The 21080-nt window shown below is 38.5% G+C and carries 10 protein-coding genes; 4 read left to right on the forward strand and 6 right to left on the reverse strand.

Going from position 1 to position 21080, the window contains the following annotated elements:
• Window positions 1-374: 374 nt before the first annotated feature.
• From coaBC to gyrB, 4 genes are all read right to left on the reverse strand, one after another.
• The gene (gene coaBC, locus PVV68_RS00710) at window positions 375-1775 is read right to left on the reverse strand and encodes a bifunctional phosphopantothenoylcysteine decarboxylase/phosphopantothenate--cysteine ligase CoaBC (protein ID WP_273719633.1); all 1401 of its coding nucleotides are present in this window, start codon (window positions 1773-1775) and stop codon (window positions 375-377) included.
• Between the two features lie 69 nt (window positions 1776-1844).
• Window positions 1845-3431: a 2-polyprenylphenol 6-hydroxylase gene (ubiB, locus tag PVV68_RS00715; protein WP_273719632.1), complete on the reverse strand. Its 1587-nt coding sequence runs from the start codon at window positions 3429-3431 to the stop codon at window positions 1845-1847.
• Window positions 3432-3433: 2 nt separating this feature from the next.
• Window positions 3434-4216, reverse strand: a complete 783-nt coding sequence (gene ubiE, locus PVV68_RS00720; RefSeq protein ID WP_273719631.1) for a bifunctional demethylmenaquinone methyltransferase/2-methoxy-6-polyprenyl-1,4-benzoquinol methylase UbiE — start codon at window positions 4214-4216, stop codon at window positions 3434-3436.
• Between the two features lie 117 nt (window positions 4217-4333).
• Window positions 4334-6766, reverse strand: coding sequence for a DNA topoisomerase (ATP-hydrolyzing) subunit B (gyrB, locus tag PVV68_RS00725; protein ID WP_273719630.1), 2433 nt, complete (start codon window positions 6764-6766; stop codon window positions 4334-4336).
• Window positions 6767-7371: 605 nt separating this feature from the next.
• Here gyrB and PVV68_RS00730 point away from each other — a divergent pair.
• Window positions 7372-7548 (forward strand): hypothetical protein, encoded by a 177-nt coding sequence (locus PVV68_RS00730; protein ID WP_273719629.1) that lies wholly within the window; start codon window positions 7372-7374, stop codon window positions 7546-7548.
• Between the two features lie 383 nt (window positions 7549-7931).
• Window positions 7932-8876 (forward strand): transporter substrate-binding domain-containing protein, encoded by a 945-nt coding sequence (locus tag PVV68_RS00735; RefSeq protein ID WP_273719759.1) that lies wholly within the window; start codon window positions 7932-7934, stop codon window positions 8874-8876.
• A 13-nt stretch (window positions 8877-8889) separates the two neighbouring features.
• Here PVV68_RS00735 and PVV68_RS00740 read toward each other — a convergent pair whose 3' ends face one another.
• Complete coding sequence (locus PVV68_RS00740) at window positions 8890-10422, reverse strand: YifB family Mg chelatase-like AAA ATPase (RefSeq protein WP_273719628.1); 1533 nt, start codon at window positions 10420-10422, stop codon at window positions 8890-8892.
• A gap of 407 nt (window positions 10423-10829) precedes the next feature.
• On the opposite strand from PVV68_RS00740, the gene PVV68_RS00745 reads away from it, so the two are divergent.
• Window positions 10830-12791 (forward strand): autotransporter assembly complex family protein, encoded by a 1962-nt coding sequence (locus PVV68_RS00745; RefSeq protein ID WP_273719627.1) that lies wholly within the window; start codon window positions 10830-10832, stop codon window positions 12789-12791.
• Complete coding sequence (locus PVV68_RS00750; RefSeq protein ID WP_273782571.1) at window positions 12791-17437, forward strand: translocation/assembly module TamB domain-containing protein; 4647 nt, start codon at window positions 12791-12793, stop codon at window positions 17435-17437. Before PVV68_RS00745 ends, PVV68_RS00750 begins: the two co-directional genes overlap by 1 nt.
• Before the next feature lie 1645 nt (window positions 17438-19082).
• On the opposite strand, the gene PVV68_RS00755 is transcribed toward PVV68_RS00750, so the two are convergent.
• Window positions 19083-20849 (reverse strand): ABC transporter ATP-binding protein, encoded by a 1767-nt coding sequence (locus tag PVV68_RS00755; protein ID WP_273719625.1) that lies wholly within the window; start codon window positions 20847-20849, stop codon window positions 19083-19085.
• Between the last annotated feature and the right edge of the window lie 231 nt (window positions 20850-21080).

Here is a 21080-nt window from a genome sequence, read left to right on the forward strand (position 1 = left end):
GGGAAGTAATAATAAAATCTACCAATGCGGGTAATTTTATAAATAGATTAGGATACATAGGGATTTTTTTCCAAAGAGAGAAGGTCATTTTTAGCAAAGCTAGTCGTTCTTTCAATAGAAGTCATACGTATAAATAGTTTTAGATAATTTAGTAAATGCGTTTCATTTTTGTTTTGTATTATGCTTTATTTAAAGTATTTATTTTCCAAGTTCCAAGTTCCAAGTTCCAAGTTCCAAGTTCCAAGTTCCAAGTTCCAAGTTCCAAGTTCCAAGTTCCAAGTTCCAAGTTCCAAGTTCCAAGTTCCAAGTTCCAAGTTCCAAGTTCCAAGTTCCAAGCTAAACTTTTATTGTCATTTATAAACTACGTTTTTTTCTCATTTTAGATACGTGGGGGTATGAGATTCAAAAAATGATACAATAACCTTTGCTAATTTTTGTGCTACTTGCTGTTTCGTCATCTGCGGCCATTCTTCAACATTTTCTTTACTCACAAGATAAACTTGATTTGTATCAGCGCCCATAACACGAGTGCCATCAGCATGAAGGGAAATATCATTGGCAAGAATGAAATCAGCACCTTTTTCGATACATTTTTTTTGCGCATTTACGATGAGGTCAGAGGTTTCAGCCGCAAATCCAATCACGAGCGGAGGGCGGTTTGCAGCATGTCCAATTGTTGCTAAAATGTCAGGATTTTCTACCATATGCAAAGATGGTGGTGTTTTATGAGCGCTTTTTTTCATCTTGTGTAAAGATTGTGTTTGGCTGCGCCAATCACAAACAGCGGCGACAAAAATAGCACCATCAGCAGGCAATGCGGTTTGAACGGCTTGTAACATTTGATGTGCGGTCTCGACATGGATAGTTTTTATCTCTTGTGGAGGTGCAAGATGAACTGGTCCACAAATAAGCGTTACTTTAGCGCCCAAATGGGCGAGAGCTGTTGCGATGGCATGCCCTTGTTTGCCTGAAGAGCGATTAGCAAGATAGCGCACGGGATCAATAGGTTCATGAGTAGGACCAGAAGTAACAATGAAATGACGCCCAGAAAGCGGTTTTTCCTGCATCCCTAAAAGAGTTTCTACTGCTGCTACAATGGTTAAAGGTTCACTCATGCGCCCAAAACCTGTCTCATCACGCTCAGCCATTGTGCCAATTTCTGGTCCTACTATATGAACGCCATCGGCGCGTAATTTTGCGACATTGCGCATGGTTGCAGGATGTGTCCACATTGCTGGATTCATAGCTGGTGCAATTAAGAGTGGACAGCGTGCTGCTAAAAGCACACAATCAGCCAGATCATCTCCTATGCCGTTAGCTATTTTTGCAATGCGATTAGCAGTGGCGGGCGCTAAAATAATGAGATCAGCATTACGTGCTAACCGGATATGTCCGATATCATGTTCTTCTGCGCGTGAAAATAAATCGCTATACACAGTACGTCCACTGAGAGCTTCAGCTGCTAAAGGCGTAATAAATTTTTGCGCTGCTTTTGTGATAATAATGTTTAAGTGCGCTCCACGTTCTTGTAAACGGCGAATGAGATCAAGCGCTTTATAAGCTGCAATACTCCCACCAATAATGAGAAGAAGTGACTTTGATTGCAATGATTGCATTTCAGGGCTGCTTGCTTGAGAGGGGGGTATAGTTAAAGTGCTGGGATTGCTTAAAAGACGGCGTGCTTCCTCTTCCATAGAGATACCATTTTTGGCGGCACGTATACGTAAAGATTCTTTGACTTCGGGGGAAAGATTACGAACGGTAAGGCTAGCCATAAAATACCTCCAAGAAACAAAATGATTGCAATGATTTCATTATGGGTATTTTTTAGCATATTGAACAGATTAGAAAAGATGAAAAAGGTAAAAAGTGAGACAAACACAACAAAGTGCAATGATGAAAAGACTATAACGACCATAACGGTTGGTACGGCTTTGTTCAACAGCAAGTCTTTTAAGGGTGGAAGGAGAAAGATTAAATCCGATTTCTCTGATTTGGTTAAGGTCTTCTTCCATACGTTGAAAATTGTGTATCAATTGTGGTGTTTTACGAGCCAACGAAAGGAGTGCTTGCGCGCCTTCACTAAAGTCCTTTGCCACTCCTATAGGCCCTAAATTTTTGCTAATCCATTCTCTGACAACGGGTTCAGAAGCTTTCCACATATTAAAATGAGGATCTAGTGTGCGCGCTACACCTTCAACAACAACCATAGTTTTTTGGAGTAATAAAAGTTCAGGTCGTGTTTGCATATCAAACAATTCCGTGACTTCAAACAACAGTGTGAGCAATTTAGCCATGGAAATACTTTGCGCTGATTGCCCATGGATTGGTTCACCAATAGCACGGTTAGCTTGAGCAAAGCTTTCAATATTGTGGTGTGGAGGTACGTATCCTGCTTCAAAATGGGCACGTGCCACGCGGTGGTAATCGCGGGTAATAAATCCATAAAGGATTTCAGCAAGGAAATGCTTTTCTTTTTTTCCAAGACGCCCTGTAATTCCTAAATCAACAGCAACAATACATCCTTGTGCGTCTACAAATAAATTACCAGGATGCATATCGGCATGAAAAAAACCATCACGCAATGTATGACGAAGGAAAGATTGAATAAGCGTAACTGCGAGCGCCTGCAAATCAAACCCTGCTTCTTTGAGTGCAGAAATTTCAGATATTCTTATACCATCTATCCATTCCATGGTAAGAACATTACGTCCTGTACGTTCCCAATCAATTTTTGGAACCCGAAAGCCTGTATCATGTTGAATATTTTCAGCCATTTCTGATATGGCAGCTGCTTCTAATCGCAAATCCATCTCGATACGTGTGGTTTGTGCTAAAGTGTCAACCACACAAACAGGACGCAACCGTCGAGAAGCTGGTATATAACGTTCTTGTAAATGAGCAATAAGGTAGAATCCTCTAAGATCTCTGGCAAAACGGGTTCTGATATTGGGACGAATGACTTTAACAGCACATTTTCTTTTCTGACCAGTTTCATCGTAATATTCAGCTGGATGAACTTGGGCGATAGAAGCGGCAGCAATGGGGGGATCAAAATTCACAAATAAATCGTTTATAGAGCGACCAAGCGAATTTTCAATTTGTGCAATAGCATCAGGACAAGAAAATGTTTGTACGCGATCTTGTAGCTGTACCAAATCTTTGGCAATATCACGTCCAACAATATCAGGTCTTGTAGCAAGAAATTGACCAAGTTTTATATAAGAAGGTCCAAGCTTATTGATGGCACAAGAAATATTTTCAGATCGTCGCTTTTTTTTTGCTTTGCTCCGGGCTAATGCACTTGCTATACGATGACAGAATGCTGGAAATCCTTTAAGCTCATCGTGAGGCAGAGCACTCAAAACACCTTCACGTGCTAAAACCCATCCTGCGCGCATCAATTGAAAGTAAGTGGAAATCTGCACCATTTTTAAATTTTCCAACCTGAATGCAGTGCTGCGATAGCACCGGTGAGATTGCGGTATGATACCCGCGAAAAACCTGCATGATTGATCATCTGGGCAAAATCATCTTGTTTAGGAAATTTACGAATAGATTCAACCAAATAACGGTAAGCATCACCATCATTTGCAATGATTTGACCAAGCTTAGGGATGGCATGAAAAGACCACAGGTCATAGATTTTATCGAGCAGAGGCATTTCAACATTTGAAAATTCTAAACATAAGAAACGTCCTCCCGGTTTTAAAACACGGAAAGCTTCTCTAAGAGCTTTGTTAATATGAGGCACATTGCGAATTCCAAAGGCAATCGTATAGGCATCAAAGCTATGGTCTTCAAAAGGCAAATGTTCTGCATTGGACTCAACAAAATCCATCAGAGGAGCAAGACCATTTTTTTGTGCACGCTTTTTACCGACATTGAGCATTGAACCATTAATATCAAGCACTGTAGCGTGGGCTTTTTGGCGTGAAGCATTCAGAATGCGAAAAGCGATATCACCAGTCCCACCTGCCACATCAAGAACCTTCCAATTGGAAAGAGTTGGGGGAGCAAGCCAAGCAACCATAGAGTTTTTCCACACACGGTGTAGTCCTAATGATAAGATATCATTCATCTTATCATAGTTTTCAGCGACAGAGTGAAATACTCCATCAACCATGGACTGTTTTTGCGCTTCATCAACTCTGGTAAAGCCAAAAGAGTACTCCATACCACCTTTGGCTCCGACGCGTTCTGTTTCAGCTGCCATATGCATGACCTTTCTTCTTTTTCTTTTATCGTAAATGAAAATAGAGGAAATGTTCAAATACGAAAAAACAGCGTATAAAACCACGACGTTTATACAGCCAGAAACAAAAGAGTACCTTTAGATATCAAGATTGGCAACGCTTAAGGCATTATCTTGAATAAAAATCCGCCGTGGTTCAACTTCATCACCCATTAAACGAGAAAAGAGTGAATCTGCATCGGTTGCGTCATTGATTTTAACTTGTAACAGAGAACGTGCATCAGGATTAAGGGTTGTTTCCCAAAGCTGCTCAGCATTCATTTCTCCAAGACCTTTATAACGTTGGAGTGTAATGCCTTTTTTACCATTTGCAAAGATGCTCTCTAAGAGGCTCATAGGTCCAAAGATACGCTCTGATTTATCTTTGCGGTGTAGGAGAGGAGGAGGATTATATATCTCTATGAAACTTTTAGAAACACGATCAATTTGGCGTGCATCGGCAGAATTAATAAGTCCCGTATCCAGAGTAATCACATCTTTAACTCCGCGTAAAACACGTTCAAAACATAAGCTTCCGTCTGATGTGTATTGACCGCTCCAACCTCGTTCCATATCATCGGCAATCAAATCAAGACGATGGGCGATAGTAACGGCTGTTTTTTGCGCTTTTTCTGGTGTGACAAAGGCTTCAGGGTTAAAAGCTCCAACAATCGCTGCTTGCTCAACAATGTTGCGGTCATAACGTGTATGAAGACCATTTAAAAGTTGACGCAACACACGAGCATCCTTGGCAAGCTGATATAAATCGGCACCTGCACGAACTTCTCCCGTTGAAAGTTCTAAGGCTGCATCTTCCAAGCCCGTATCGATTAAAAACTCTTCAAATGCTGCTTCATTTTTAATATATTGGGAAGATTTACCTCGTGAGACTTTATAGAGGGGGGGCTGTGCGATATAGAGATGTCCACGTTCAATCAATTCAGGCATTTGTCTAAAAAAGAAAGTGAGCAGTAAGGTACGAATATGGGCACCATCAACGTCCGCATCTGTCATAATGATAATTTTATGATAACGCAATTTATCGGGTGAAAATTCATCTTTCCCAATGGAAGTTCCAAGAGCAGTAATAAGCGTTCCAATCATATCCGATGAGAGCATGCGGTCGAATCGTGCTCGTTCGACATTAAGGATTTTACCGCGCAGCGGCAAAATCGCCTGATTTTGACGAGAACGTCCACTTTTTGCTGATCCACCAGCTGAATCTCCCTCAACGATAAAGATTTCCGATTTTGCTGGATCACGTTCTTGGCAATCGGCAAGTTTTCCTGGTAGAGAAGTAATATCAAGAGCTCCTTTGCGCCTTGTGAGTTCACGCGCTTTACGTGCGGCTTCACGTGCTGTTGCAGCTTCTACGACCTTACCAATGAGAAGCTTCGCTTCATTAGGATGCTCTTCCAGCCATGTAGAAAGACCTTCATTTACCAAATTTTCCACAATGGGACGCACTTCAGAAGAAACCAATTTGTCCTTTGTCTGTGAAGAAAATTTAGGATCGGGAACTTTGACGGAAAGGATAGCTGTAAGTCCTTCGCGGCAGTCATCACCTGTTAGATTAACTTTTTCTTTTTTTGCAATACCTGAAGATTCGGCATAACCATTAATTTGACGTGTTAAAGCACTCCGGAAACCGATTAAATGCGTTCCACCATCACGTTGAGGAATATTATTTGTAAAACATAACACTTTCTCATGGTAGGAATCATTCCACCATAGAGCGACATCAACACTCATACCGTCTTTTTCACTGGCAATATAAATAGGGGTATCCAGCAGTGCTTTTTTCGTTTGGTCAATATACTTGACAAATTCCACTAATCCACCTTCATAATGCAATTTAACGGATTGAATATCAGCATGGCGTTCATCAACGAGAAGAATATGTATGCCAGAATTTAAAAAAGCGAGTTCGCGCAAACGGCGTTCTAAAGTTTCAAAATCAAATTCAACCATTGTAAAGGTTTCAGAGCTTGGTAAAAATCTGATTTCTGTTCCACTTTCCCTATCACAATCACCAATAATTTTTAGTGGAGAATCAGCAACTCCATGGGTAAATGACATTTCATGAAGTCTACCATTACGTTTGATTTTCAATTTAAGCCAAACAGATAATGCATTCACAACAGAGACACCAACGCCGTGTAAGCCTCCTGAAACTTTGTAAGAATTTTGATCAAATTTTCCACCGGCATGAAGCTGTGTCATAATAACTTCAGCTGCTGAAACACCTTCTGTGGGATGGATATCTGTTGGAATTCCGCGTCCATTATCACGAACAGAACAAGAACCATCCGCATGGAGTGTAACATTTACAAGGGTAGCATGACCGGCTAGTGCTTCATCGATAGCGTTGTCTACGACCTCATAAACCATATGGTGTAAGCCTGAACCATCATCTGTATCACCAATATACATGCCAGGACGTTTACGTACAGCATCAAGACCTTTAAGAACTTTGATAGAAGCGGCACCATAGTCATTACTAGATGTCGGTGAGGTTATTTCATCACTCATAAGTTAATCCACTTTTGTATTCAGTTTACGATACCCAAACAGCTCTAAGCTTAATATTTTGATCAGTTATTTATGGAATAACCATATCAAACATTTATCGTATATCATATTTATATTCAACATCTGTTATACATAATTGCTAGTGTATAAGAGAATGATTTTGCACACACAGTGTTGTTACCTGTATATCAACATCAAGGTTTCATGCAACAGCACGTTTGCGACAGGAACGAAGATAGATAAAAGGCTCTCTTAGCTGTTGCAGCTTTTGTATGCCAAAGAGGGGCAAGGATATTGCCTATATCTATTGGCATAATCTCTCAAACAGACATGCAGCCTCATTTGGGAAGAATTTAAAGACGTTGAGGATAAAACCAGTTTCCATCTATACCCTCATTTTTTATACTGCTTTACAGCTTTCAAAAGTATTTCAAGCAATATCTTTTAGAGAATAGAGGATTATGCATCGTTTCATGCTTTTTATCATGTTTCTTAATTAAGGGTATGCTCTTCACGTAAAATAAAACGCTATTGGTTGCTAATGCACCTGATTGTTTTAAAGAAACATCTCTTCAGCTATCCAGGCCCATTTCATAGTGGTATCCATGAATGGTATAGGTAAAGAGCACCACCATCTTTATGCTTATGAAACAAAAACCAGCATCATCATTTTTCATACCAGTTGCCAATGTTGTGAAAAAAATGCTGGTACCACCTTGCTCTTTTATCAACGTAGAGATGGTGGTGCTCTATGGATTTTGCGTTATCTCATTCACGGATGATGTTGTGAGATAAGGGGAAGCAATGAGAGGAGCATTTCTTTAAAAAAAGCGCATGAATGGGCAACACAATGATACCTTTCCATCAAGTAAGGAGCATGAAACTTTATGAAAGAAAAATACAGGAATTCTCATGTTATCAAAGAGATTAAGGATAAAATAAGCGATAATACAGAAGCTTTTTATTGATAAATATATTCAAAAATCGCTTTCTTGCTAAAAAAATTTCTCAAGCATTTATTGAGAGCAGTGCACACAAACGTTCTATTATCAGCAATATATTCTGAAAACGAGAGAAAAACGGTTAATTGTTTGATAGTTTTGAGAAAGCACAAAAATTTAATTCATGAAAGGAGCAGATATTTTTGTTCAATGCATTAGATATGATGATTGAGAAAAGTTATATTTTAGCTTTGCAAAATGGGGGGCAAAATGGGGGCGAGATTTTGGCAATAAAGAAATTTATAAATAGATTGAATGCTTTTATTGGAATTGTATTTGGACTATCGGACTTTTTATTTTCCTCGTTTGTAGAAGCCGAAATGAACAGCAGGCTTCCTTCTTTTTTTAATTCGCATGAACATTTTGTGCAGCCTGATACAACAGATATAGTCCGTTTGCGTTTTGTAACAACTTTTGATTTCCCTCCCTTTAACTTTCTTGATCAAACAGGACATCTTGCAGGCTATAATATCGACTTATTGCGTGCTATTTGTTCAAAATTAAATTTTGAAAAAGTCTGTGAGGTAGAAGTTGTTCCTTGGGAAGAGCTTGTAGACCATGTCAAAAATGGTGGTGCAGAAGTCATTATTGCTGGTTTAAAAGAAACAATGAAAACCCATCAAGATCTCGTTTTTACAAGATTTTATTTGCGTTTTCCAGCTCGATTTGTTGCGTCTCGCTTTATTGTATCCCAACTTGTAGATCTTGATGAATCAATAAGCGATAAAATTATACATTTAAACAGTGGCGTTTTGTCCAAAACTGTTCACGAAAAACTGTTTCGCAGTTATTTTCCTGCAGCCAAATGGCAAGGATTTAAAAACAGGACAGAGCTTTATAAAGCATTACAGGATCATAAAATTGATGTTATTTTTGATGATGGATTTTCTTTATCTTTGTGGCTAAATGATCCCAAATCTGCTGATTGTTGCCATTTTGTTGGAGGTCCGTATATGGCTCCACAGTTATTGGGGCAAGGAATGCAGCTTGCTGTGGCAAAAAAGAATGAAAAATTAATTGATATACTTAATTATGCTCTGAAATCTCTAGAAGATGATGGCAAGCTTACAGAACTTTATCTGCGTTATTTTCCAGTAAGTTTTTATTGATGAATACTTCGTTCTAGGTAAGAACTGTTAATCTTTCAGTGCCCAACCGGTAAGAAATAGCTTCAGCAAGATGATGGCGAGCAAGAAGGTCAGCTTCATCAAGATCGGCAATGGTGCGTGCAACTTTAAGAATACGATGATAAGCACGGGCGGAAAGCTGCATTTTTTCACTTACATCGCGTAGGAGTTTAGCGGCATTTTTATCAGGTATAGCAATTTGTTCGATAATTTTGGCAGGGCAATCACCGTTGGTGCGAATATGGTCAAGACCCAATGTTGTAAAACGTTTGGCTTGAATGGCACGACATCGTGCGACGCGTTTTGCAACATCATAGCTTTTTTCTGATTGTTCTGGTTGCATAAGATCCATAGCTGTTAGAGCAGGGACATCAATCCGTAAATCAATTCTGTCGAGCAGAGGACCAGAAATACGGGACTGATAATCGATTTGACAGCGTATTCCTTTAGCACAAACATGATTTTTTTCGCCTGCCATACCACATCGACAAGGGTTCATTGCAGCAATGAATTGAAAGCGGGCAGGATAGCTAATATGGTGATTAGCGCGGGCGATAACACATTCTCCACTCTCTAAGGGTTGACGAAGAGAGTCAAGGACTTGCGGAGAGAATTCAGGTAATTCATCAAGAAAAAGAACGCCATTATGCGCAAGAGAGACTTCTCCAGGTCGTCCTTTAAGTCCACCACCGATCATTGCGGCCATGGACGCGGAATGATGCGGAGCGCGAAAGGGACAGTGGAGTGAAATGGTATTATGGACTATTTCTCCTGTGATGGAAGCAATTAAAGAAACATCTAAAAGTTCTCGGCTATCAAGGGGTGGTAGAATGGAAGGCAATCGTTGCGCTAACATAGATTTTCCAGCGCCAGGAGGACCTACAAACAAAAGGTTATGCCGCCCAGCAGCGCAAACTTCTAATGCACGTTTGGCGGTTTTTTGTCCTTTAATTTCGCAAAGGTCAGGAAGTTCAGTTTGGATAGTATATTGGCGCGGTTGTGGACGTTTTTGGATTTGGGTCCCTTTAAAATGATTGACCATAGTAAGGAGTGTTTCGGGGGCAAGAATATTCATTTCCGCATTTGCCCATGCAGCTTCAGGTCCACATATGTGGGGACAAATAAGGCCTTTATCGAGTGATAAAGCTGTCATTGCGGCTGGTAAAACACCATTGACAGCTGTAAGGGAACCATCCAATGACAATTCACCTAAAATGACGTAGTCTTGGGCAACTTCGGGAGGAAGAACCCCCATAACAAGCATTAAGCCTACAGCAATAGGCAAATCATAATGGGATCCCTCTTTAGGAAGATCAGCCGGGGCAAGATTAACAGTAACCCGTTTGTTTGGCATAGAAAGCCCACAAGCATGCAGAGCTGCTTGCACACGTTCACGGCTTTCTGCGATTGCTTTATCGGCTAATCCAACAATAGCCATTCCTATTTTGCCGGTGGAAATCATAACCTGTACATCGACAGGCACTGCTTCTAGACCGCGAAAAGCAACAGTTGTAACACGCGCGATCATCAATTATTTCTCCCCCCCTTTAACTCGGGAGAGACAATCATATCTCCGCATAAAAATCAAGAAGTGTCTTTATGGTTTTTTGGGAGAGAGAAATCTATATACATAAATTTGTAGTACTTTTATAGAGAGTTATTTGTATAAATTTAACCATAATTTTATGGGATTCAATAAAACATTTATAATGAGTTAAATGAATGTGTTAGGAGAAAAGGAGCGAAGCTGTTTTGTTGCACGCTGGTAGAGAGTTTTATGAATATAAGGGGAGGAAAGATTATGCATGGCAAGCAAAGAATATTATTTGATATAATCAAACGTGTGAAATATTGAGGGTAAGCATGTTTACCTTTCTTGTTTGATGTTATTTATAGTACAAAGTGGTGTGAAGTGTGTTGAAGGTATCTGATTGGATGGTGTATCGGACGGGCGTTTTTTTAAAATCAGGAACCATGCGCAGTGTGTTTATAAGCTTATGCTTTACCTGTGCTTTTCCGCAAACACTTGCAGCATTTGAGTTATTCGGCATTCCTCTTTTTGGTCAAAAGACAACCAATGCCTCTTCCTATAATGTCAGTGATACAGAGAAATTTTATAAGGTTGATGTTATTGCTCCCTTGGGGGCGCCATCAGAAGGTGTAAAAATAGTTAAGTCTGTTTCTTCTCTGGTTGCTGATAAAGATAAAGCATTTAATTCTTCTGGTTTGTTAGCGAAAGCGCGTTCAGATTATCGCGCTATTCTTTCTGCTCTTTATGCTGATGGACGTTATGGCGGTATTATTAGTATTAAGATTAATGGTTTAGAAGCTGCTGATTTAAGTCCTGTAACGCAACTCCCAGCACAATCTAAAATTGTTATTCTCGTTGATGCTGGTCCTCAATATGTTTTTAATGTTGCAGACATTAATAAAGTTGCTCCATTGGTAAAATATAAAACCAATAGAATGCCGACAATTGAAGAATTGGGTTATAAGACTGGAATGATTGCCAAATCTGAAACTATTTTAAAAGCGGAAAGATGGGCAGTTGAAGGATGGCGTAGACAAGGTTATGCTAAGGCCAAAGTTATGAAAAGTGAAGTGATTGCTGATCATGCAGCACGTCTTATTGATGCGCAGATTGCTGTTGATCCTGGACAAGAAGCTTATTACGGTCCTTTAAGTGTGCGTAATGTTAGTGTGAAGCCACGCGTAGATTCGGCTTATATTGCGTGGATGACAGGATTAAAGGTAGGTCAAAAATATGATTCTGCTGCGTTAGCCAAAGCAAGTGAAAGACTTGCACGCCTTAATGTTTTTCGTGCTGTGAATATACGTGAGGCTGAGATGATTAGTCCTGATGGTAGTTTACCACTGACGCTTGTGGTGGAAGAACGTAAACCACGTCGTTTTGGTGCAGGTGGTAGCTACTCAACATTAGATGGTGCTGGTTTTGAAGCTTATTGGATGCATAATAATCTTTTTGGTCATGCAGAACAGCTTAAAATTGAAGCGAAAATAAGTGGCATTGGTGGCAATAAGAAGCAATCATATAATTTTAAAAATTTTGATTATCTTTTGGGCAGTACATTTATAAAACCTGGTATATTTACTCCTGATACAGATTTTAGAACAGAACTAAAAATACAGCAAGATGTCTTAGAAAATTATACGACAAAAGCCATTAAAGGAAAGTTTGGTATAACGCATATCTTTAATGGTAATCTATCGGGACAGATGTCCGTAAAAGTTTCTACTGGTTATTCACGCGATATTCATTTTGGGGATCGTCATTTTACAACAATTGGGTTACCGAGTGGTTTGATTTACGATAGTCGTAATAATAAGTTTAATGCGACAAAAGGTTTGTATGCTGAAGTGAATGTCGAACCTTTTTATGAAATGCGCTTTGGCAATTTTATAGCAAAAATGACTGTAGAGAGTCGTTCTTATTGGGCATTGGATGAAAAGAATCGTTTTGTTTTTGCTGCGCGAGCAAAGCTTGGTACAATTCTTGGGAGTGATAGGGCACAAATACCTGCAGATACACTCTTTTTTGCTGGTGGTGGAGGATCTGTTCGCGGTTATGCTTATCGCAATATTGGTATCAAAACAGACAATAATGCTGTTGTTGGTGGGCGAGCACTCGTTGAGGGGTCAGCAGAGTTACGTTTGTCTTTAAATGATAAGATAGGGCTTGTTAGTTTTCTTGATGGCGGTAGTGTAGGAGAAAAGGCGCATTTTGATTTTTCTAAAAAAATAAAATGGGGAGCGGGCATTGGTGGTCGCTATATGACAGATCTTGGTCCTTTACGCGTTGATTTAGCCTTTCCTCTCAAGCGAGAGAAAGGTGATCCTCGCATTGGTTTTTATGTGGGTATAGGACAAGCATTTTAATGAAAAAAATTATGCGTTTATGGATTTTCTTATTTGGACTTTCGTTTTTTTTGCTAAGTGCTTTTGTTTTGGCGCGAGGAGGCAATTCCTCCTCTAGCCAAGTGCATACCGATGATCGTTCATGGTTAGTTTCTCTCATTGAACGTGGACTTTCAGGGACTAATCGCCAAGTTCGTTTACATAATATACAAGGAACACTGTCTTCTCAAACGTCAATTGAAGCGATTACCGTGAGTGATAAAAAGGGTATTTGGCTGAAAATTACCAATGCTAAAATGGATTGGAACCGCCTAGCATTGTTGAGAGGGCGCATGAGTATTAATGAGCTTTCAGCAGAACAGATTACGTTTTTACGCAAACCGCAGAGCAACTCTTCTCTGATTTCTTCTTTTGAGACAGGGAAATTTTCTGTACCAAAATTGCCACTTGCCATTTCTATCAATAGGCTTCAAGCTCAACATGTAGCATTTGAACAGGAGCTTTTTGGTTTTTCTGCTGATGTATCCTTAAAAGGAAATCTAACCTTGGCAAATGGTGAGGTTGATGTTGATATAACAGCTCATCGTTTAGATGCACCGGGATCATTTTCTGTTCTCACAAAGCTATCCGATAGCAACCGTACAGCTAAGGTTGATATTTCTGTTGATGAAGCGCAAAATGGCATTTTGGCGAATATTTTGCAAATTGAAAAGCGTCCTGCGTTGAATCTTGCTATTACGGGGGATGGTACTTTTGATAATTTGGTTATCAAACTTTATTCGGAAGTTGACCACCGTCCTGTTTTAGATGGCAATATTATTCTTGCTCATTTTGCGGAGGGACATAGTTTTTCTACGAAACTTGTTGGTACACTTGGCTCTTTAATGCCTCCTCAATATCGTAACCTTTTCGAATCTGATGTAACGTTGAAAGCAGAAGCAAGAATGACAAAAGAAGGTGCGACATATCTTGATCATATTGTGCTTCAAAATAAGGCAATAAATGTTGTAGCTAATGCTGAAATAACAGCAGATCGATTTTTACGGCGGCTTTTTATTGATGGCAAAATGGCTTTTGATAAGGAAAATAAGGGAGCACCTTTACTAGCATCAGAAGTACCAATTCGTGTGGGTAATCTTGCTTTAAACATTGATTATGGTCGTGAAGGAAAACAATCTTGGAAGGGAAAGCTTATTGTACATCATGTAAGCAATAAAAATATTCATATTCGCGATGCCATTTTTGATATGGGAGGAGTAAGTGAAAATCTTGATAATGCAGCATCTCGTCATGTTGGGATTCAGGTTAAAGGAACACTTAAAGGGGGTGAAAAACGTAAAGATACATCAGGAAAAGATTTAGACCAAACAGTTCATGTGCATTTAGATACGGATGTTTTTTCTAAAAAACCGGTTTTGATTCATGATTTTAGTGTTACGGGGCAGAGTTTTTCTGCTTGGTTAAAAGGAAAAATGGAGCGTTTTGTTTTTAAAGGCGACCTTGGTTTAAAAACGCAAACATTTGCTCCTTTTAGTTTATTGCGTGAGCAATCACTCTCTGGTAGCGCAGATATTAAAGCCAAAGGAACAATCGGTTTAATGAGTGGCGCTTTTGATCTTGAGTTATCAGGGGTGGCTGATAATATGAAAATAGGTGTGGAGCCTTTTGATCGTTTTTTCAAAGGAAAATTTACTCTTTCAGGTGCTGCTGCTTATGACACGGCGAATCTAATTTTGCGTCGTTTAGATTTGAAAAGCCAATATGCGGATATAAAAGCAGATGGATATTTTTCGAGTGAGAGAGCAAAAATGGATTTCTCTGCTCAAATATCTGATCTTGCTAAATTGGATTCGAGAGTAAAAGGTGCACTTACAATTCAAAGTACAGCTAGAGGGCACAATAACCTTATAAATTTTAATACACGCGCAAATGTTGCTGAAGCATTTTTAATGGGAAAGCAGCTACAGAACACAACATTCACCATGAAAACACTGCTAGATAATACATCACCTGTTACTTCTGTAACAGGCTCGATAAAGGGTGAAGGTACTTTTGCTAAGAAACCGTTGTATTTATCAGCTTCTTTTAAGGATTCTCACCAGATTCGACAACTTGAAAATATCAATATAAGAGGGGGAAGCGCAAAAATAACCGGTGATCTTTTTCAAACACAAGGTCTTGTGAAAGGTGCTTTGCATGTTGATGCTGATGATATTTCCGTGTTGTCTGCGTTATTTTTGCAGGAAGGCAGTGGAAAAGTAACAGGAGATTTTGTTTTTGGCGAACAAAATGGCAAACAAAAAGCCAATCTAAAAGCGCATATTGACCGTTTGAGCTTTGCAAAGAATAAAATGAAGAAGTTGGAAGTCAAAGCCGACCTATTTGATCTTTTTGGCATGACACAATTGGAGGGGGCTATCAATGCAGAGCAAATTCAAACGCCTTTGATGATGATTAATCATTTAAATGTCCATGCTCATGGCAAAAATGGACAAACAGTTTTTACTCTTCAAGCGATGTTGCCTCATAATACCAACGCACAGCTTTCTGGTCGTATGGTTGCAGTAGAAGTTCCAGAACATATAAAACGAGAAATACAGATTGAAACGGTGGATATAAAACAACATAATTTTCACGCGACATTGCTTAAAGCAGCTACGATTGTTTTTGATAAAAATGGCATGACGGTAAATGGATTAGGACTTGCGATGAATGGAGGTAAAATTATCCTTGCAGGAAATGTTCAAGATACCCTTAATTTAAATCTTACAATGAATGCATTTCCTGCTGCGTTAGCCAATCTATGGAAATCCGATCTTGGAGCAGATGGTACTGTAACAGGGCAGATTATAATTCGTGGTAGTTTGCAAAAGCCTGATGTGACCTATGATATAAAAGGGGAGAGGCTGACGACGATTGCACTTCAAGATAAGAAAATAATGCCTTTTGTGCTGACTGCTACAGGTAAAACCATAGATCAGAATCTTACTTTGAATGCAAATTTTACGGGGGAAGGAGCAAAGGCACAAGCCCAAGGACACATATCTTTCAATGAAAACAAGTTGGATCTCCATGTTAACTTGCAAGATTTACCTGCACGTTTGCTTAATAGTTTTATTGAAGGGCAAGCACTTGAAGGAGCGGTGGTAGGTAAGGTAGATATTGGCGGAACCATGAAGGATCCCTCTGCTCATTTTGAGCTTTTTAGTCAAAGCTTAACTGCTATGACTCATAAAGGACCGATGTCAATGAATATGAATGCTCGTGGTTCTTACAAAAAATCGACTTTTCATATTGAGAATATGATAGCGACAGGAGATAAGGGATTAGATCTTTCTATAAGCGGACCTGTTTCTCTCAATGGTCTAGAGGCCAAATTGAATGTTAAAGGGACAATACCTCTTGCTTTTATTGATCTTTTATTAGCAAAGCGTGGTGCGCATATAACTGGCATAGCCAAGATGGATGCAGCTATTAGTGGTGCATTACTGAAGCCACAATTGGTAGGAAATTTTTCTATAGTTAATGGTAGTTTTTTTGATTCAAAAACAAATTTCGGTCTTAACAATGCAACAATAGAAGGCAAATTAAACGGCGATCACATTTTGATAGAGAAAGCTTCCGCTGCTTCATCGGAGGGGGGAAAAGTTTCTGCTTCAGGTCTTATCTCTAATGATCTAAAACCAGATTTGGTATTCCATCTTGATAATGCCAATTATAATGATGGCTCTATGATTCTTGCAACATTGTCAGGAAAGATGACAATGACAGGTCATTTTCTGGATAATCTTGTTATTGGCGGTGATATTACAGTTGAAAAAGCTGAGGTTTTTGTTCCTGATCATTTTCACAATGCAAAGTTTCTTGATATTAAAAATAAGAATTTAACAAAACCGATTCAAAAAACGCTTGAACGTGCTGATGTTAAGAGCACCAACACAAATCGTGGTATCTCTCAAGAATCTTCGTCTGTTGTGTTCTCAAATATGCTTATTACGGCGCGCAACCAATTTTTTGTGCGTGGGCGAGGGTTAGATACTGAACTGGGAGGACGCATTAACATAGCAGGTCCATTGCATGATGTGCATCCAGTTGGTGAGTTTCAGATGATTCGTGGACGTTTTGATATTCTTTCACAGCGTCTTAATTTTGACCAGGGACAAGCAAGTTTTAGCGGTAATCTTAATCCTACGGTTTATTTTGTTGCCAACAAAGATAGTAGTGATATTCGCGTCACAGTAACTGTAAGTGGAACAATTGATAATCTTGATGTTAATTTTTCTTCACAACCAAATTTGCCACAGGATGAGATTTTAGCGCGTTTGATTTTTAACCGCTCTCTTAATGAATTATCACCATTTCAGATTGCCCAACTTGCGGCAGCGGCTGCTGATCTTGCCGGTGCTTCTAATACATCTTTATTGAATACTCTACGGGCTAAAATTGGTCTTGATGATCTTGATGTTGTCGTTGATGAAAAGGGAAATACTGGCTTACGTATTGGACGTTATATACACAATAACATTTATTTAGGTTTTGAAGCAGGATCAGATGGAGCGACGAAGGGCACAATTAATTTGGATATTTCGCGCCATCTTAAAGCTAAAGGCGCCATAGGGAATGAAAAGAATTCGAGTGTTGGTCTCTTTTATGAAAGAGATTATTAAAGATTAAAACTTTGAAATTCCCATTACTTTGATTTTATGCATTTAACTCTCTGTATTAGAAAAGACAACACACTCATTGGGAATGATATTTTTTCGCAAATTGAATAAGGACTTCAAATACTAAAAAGATTTTTCTACTTAAATATTTGCATTTAAATCAAAAAAATCGTTGGCTTACATACCACAAGCGAGGTTTGTGTGAGGGTAAAAACTATTGAAGAAAGAAGGGAGCGCCTCTTATGAACACTTTCAAATGTAAGGGAGTAACATTGGAAGCAAGCCAAACAGAATGATGGTTTCAGCTTACACGTTTATACATATAAAGATGGTGATGTACAATAAACTCTACATAATATTATTCAAAAGAGATGGCGTAAAATATGCTTAAGTACACTAAGAATAAAAATTATCATCCAGATTCGCTTGCAGAACCGACAAAGAGTAAAACCACATTTTTATCATTCTTTATAACTTAAATAAGAAAATACCTCGTAGCTTTTATGGATGTTTTTATAAAAAACATCGCTTTATCGAATTTGTTTTCAAGAAAGATTAAGCTATAGAAAAGGAATTCTATAAAAAGGAAATTTTTATCAAATCGCACCAAGATATTTTTGAAGTGCTTAATTTTTTAATCGTATTCTTTATAGAGTGACATCCTTTATGAAAAACCACATATCATGATGCTTTTCATTCATATATTTATTTTAATACTCCTCATTCCATCTTACCAGCATTGCCATGAATGGTAGAAAGCAAAATCTCATTGGGCGCTACCATTTTTTGTATTTATGGTGGTACGAAACGGCACTAATATTTTATTTTCTAGTTCTCAACGGTGGGATTTTTTTCTTGAGAGATTTCACGAGTAATATGTTTCCTCTTTTCTTAAATGGTTTTATCCATATGCCAATCACGCTTGTAGTGTGCACGCGAATGATTTGAATGAATTCAACATAAAACAAATTTAAAATGAAAGAATCTTACGATATTCGGAGCTCTCATTCAAATTGTGAAACGACAAATTATTAGGATAAATCAATTGCTTGATTTTGTAACAACATATGTATTTTCAAGTACTTCAAGAAGTTGAAATGTTTAAGTAAGATAGTTTTCGTTCTCAGATTTTAGATTTTAGAATAAAACGCAAAACTCGATCTAAGGCATTTACTACAGCAAGAAATTTTATGATAGATTCTTCGAAGGCTTCCTTCTTATACTCAGTTTACAATGTTGAGAAAAATTTATAATGGACAGCACGGGAATGGATTTAAACAAAGGTAACATGAAATATCACAGTTACATTATCCTAGTTTTTGGCAAGTTTTCCAAAATTTGCTATCAGCTTTTTGATACATGTGGGGTTCGATAACATTTGTGGATGTTACGCATCTTACTTGAAGAAAGGAGAAGCTCTTATTATGAAGCTTCTATTTTGAAAAATAAAAAAGAATACTTTTAATAAAACAATAGACGAGGTGTTTAATTCTCATACGAATCCTAGACACGGATTCTCAATAAATCATACTTCTTTTTTGTATGGCTGTACTTGATATAATGCTTTCCCATGTTATGCCTTTGTCTTGTACAAAGGAAAGACTATTTTTTCACGTTTGATCTCAAGTCTTACGGAGGCGTCTAAAAGTTAAGACGTGTGCTTTTTAAATTGGATATTATGAAGTTTTTTGTAAAAACTATTTTCCGTTGCGAGTAATTCCTCTTGGCTACCTTGTTCAATCAGTTGACCATTTTTTATGACAACAATTTTATGAGCACGAGCAATTGTTGAAAGACGATGAGCAATGATGATAGTTGTGCGTCCTTTGGTGAGATGGTGAAGTGCTTCATTAATTTGTGCTTCAGTATGTGAATCTAGTGCACTTGTTGCTTCATCAAGAATGAGGATTTCACTGTCATGAAGCATTGCTCTAGCGATAGCGATTCTTTGTTTTTGTCCACCTGAAAGATTACAGCCATTATCACCGATTTGTGTATCATAGCCATTTGGCAAGTCCATAATAAAATCATGCGCATTGGCTGTTTTTGCTGCTTTGATAATATCATCGTCACTGGCACCTTCTTTTCCAAGTCCGATATTATATTTAACGGTTCCTTGAAAGAGAAAAGTATCCTGTCCTACATAGGCCATAAGCTTTCTCAAGGAGCGAAATGTCGTATAACGGATATCTTGATTATTAATCAATATGCGTCCCTTTGTGGGGTCATAAAGGCGCATAATAAGATTGATAAGGGTTGATTTTCCTGAACCAGATGGTCCCACCAACGCTGTCATTTTTCTGGGTTCTATTTCTAGATTGATGCCCTTCAATACTATTTTCTTATCTGTATATGCAAAAGAGACATCTTCGAAACGAATGCTCCCTTGGGTTTGATCGAGATCTTTCGCATTTTCATGTTCCATAACCGAGATAGGATGGTCAAGTATGTCAAACATCGTACGGATACTAACCAAGCCAGCTTCAATTTTGACTCGTACATTTGCGAGCCTTTTTGCAGGCTCGTAAGCAAGAAGCAAAGCAACAATAAAAGACATAAATTCACCTTGAACGCCTGTACGTTGGGTTGCAAGGTAGCCGGAAAAACAGATAATACCTGCAATAGCAATACCTGTGAGTGTTTCCATAATGGGATTTGTAATAGCTTGAAGTGTTGCAATAGTATTTGCTTGTTTTTCAACATCGCCAATGGCTTTGTTCATACGTTTTTTCATGAGATCTTCTAGTGAAAAAGCCTTGATGACGCGAATACCAATAGAACTTTCTTGTACAATTTTGATAATTTCACCAAGCGAAAGGAGTTCTTTTTCGACAAGACTACGAACACGTTTTAAAGTCATTCGAATTCCTAAAAAAGCTAGTGGTCCTACTATTAAAGTAATGGCGATTAATGTAAAATTTTGAATACACATGACAAGCAAGAGTCCACTAACGGAAAGTAAATCACGCACAAAAGTTGTGATAATTGTATCAATGATATTACGCGCTGCTGTAGCATTGTGGGTTACACGGACAAGAAGATCAGATGAAGTATTATGATGGTAAAAAGAGACACCTTGTTCCATAAGGCGTGCATAAATTTTACGCTGTTGTTCAGCAACGATACTGTTGCCTGCTTTGCTTAAAAAGTACGTTTGGGAAAAAGTCGCAATCCCTTTAAGAATGAAAATGAAAGCAATGATACCAGAAATCAAAACAATCATACCGAAATTCTGCGCTTCAATCATATAATTGACAACATCACGCATAATCCATGCACTGGCTGCAGTTGTGCAGGAAATAATAATCATGGAAAAAGTAGCTGCACTATACCAATGCGCATGTTTACGAAGATTTTCTCGCAAAAGACGAATGATAAGATGTTTATCAAAAGCAGAAATTTGTTTTTTGATCATGAGTGCTTCTCTATTCTATCGTTATTTATGCAAGATTGAAGCACTTTGATGAGAGACATTTAGCCTTTATAAAATACTCCCCCTGAAAGGTTGCGTACAGCTACCACTTAATTTAAAAGCATCACAACAACACTCTCTGATGCTTTTACAACACGCCATACACTCAACTCTTTTATAATCTGTATTTTATATGATTCTCACAAAGAATCATTTAGCTGCTATCACCATCAT

Origin of the sequence: Bartonella sp. ML69XJBT, from assembly GCF_028618515.1 — a bacterium.
In the GTDB taxonomy this organism is placed as follows: Bacteria; Pseudomonadota; Alphaproteobacteria; order Rhizobiales; family Rhizobiaceae; genus Bartonella.

Coding starts and splice junctions, on each gene's coding strand:
- coaBC (WP_273719633.1), bottom strand. CDS start 1,775: ATGGCTAGCCTTACCGTTCGTAATCTTTCCCCCGAAGTCAAAGAATCT.
- ubiB (WP_273719632.1), bottom strand. CDS start 3,431: ATGGTGCAGATTTCCACTTACTTTCAATTGATGCGCGCAGGATGGGTT.
- ubiE (WP_273719631.1), bottom strand. CDS start 4,216: ATGGCAGCTGAAACAGAACGCGTCGGAGCCAAAGGTGGTATGGAGTAC.
- gyrB (WP_273719630.1), bottom strand. CDS start 6,766: ATGAGTGATGAAATAACCTCACCGACATCTAGTAATGACTATGGTGCC.
- PVV68_RS00730 (WP_273719629.1), top strand. CDS start 7,372: ATGAATGGTATAGGTAAAGAGCACCACCATCTTTATGCTTATGAAACA.
- PVV68_RS00735 (WP_273719759.1), top strand. CDS start 7,932: ATGATTGAGAAAAGTTATATTTTAGCTTTGCAAAATGGGGGGCAAAAT.
- PVV68_RS00740 (WP_273719628.1), bottom strand. CDS start 10,422: ATGATCGCGCGTGTTACAACTGTTGCTTTTCGCGGTCTAGAAGCAGTG.
- PVV68_RS00745 (WP_273719627.1), top strand. CDS start 10,830: ATGGTGTATCGGACGGGCGTTTTTTTAAAATCAGGAACCATGCGCAGT.
- PVV68_RS00750 (WP_273782571.1), top strand. CDS start 12,791: ATGAAAAAAATTATGCGTTTATGGATTTTCTTATTTGGACTTTCGTTT.
- PVV68_RS00755 (WP_273719625.1), bottom strand. CDS start 20,849: ATGATCAAAAAACAAATTTCTGCTTTTGATAAACATCTTATCATTCGT.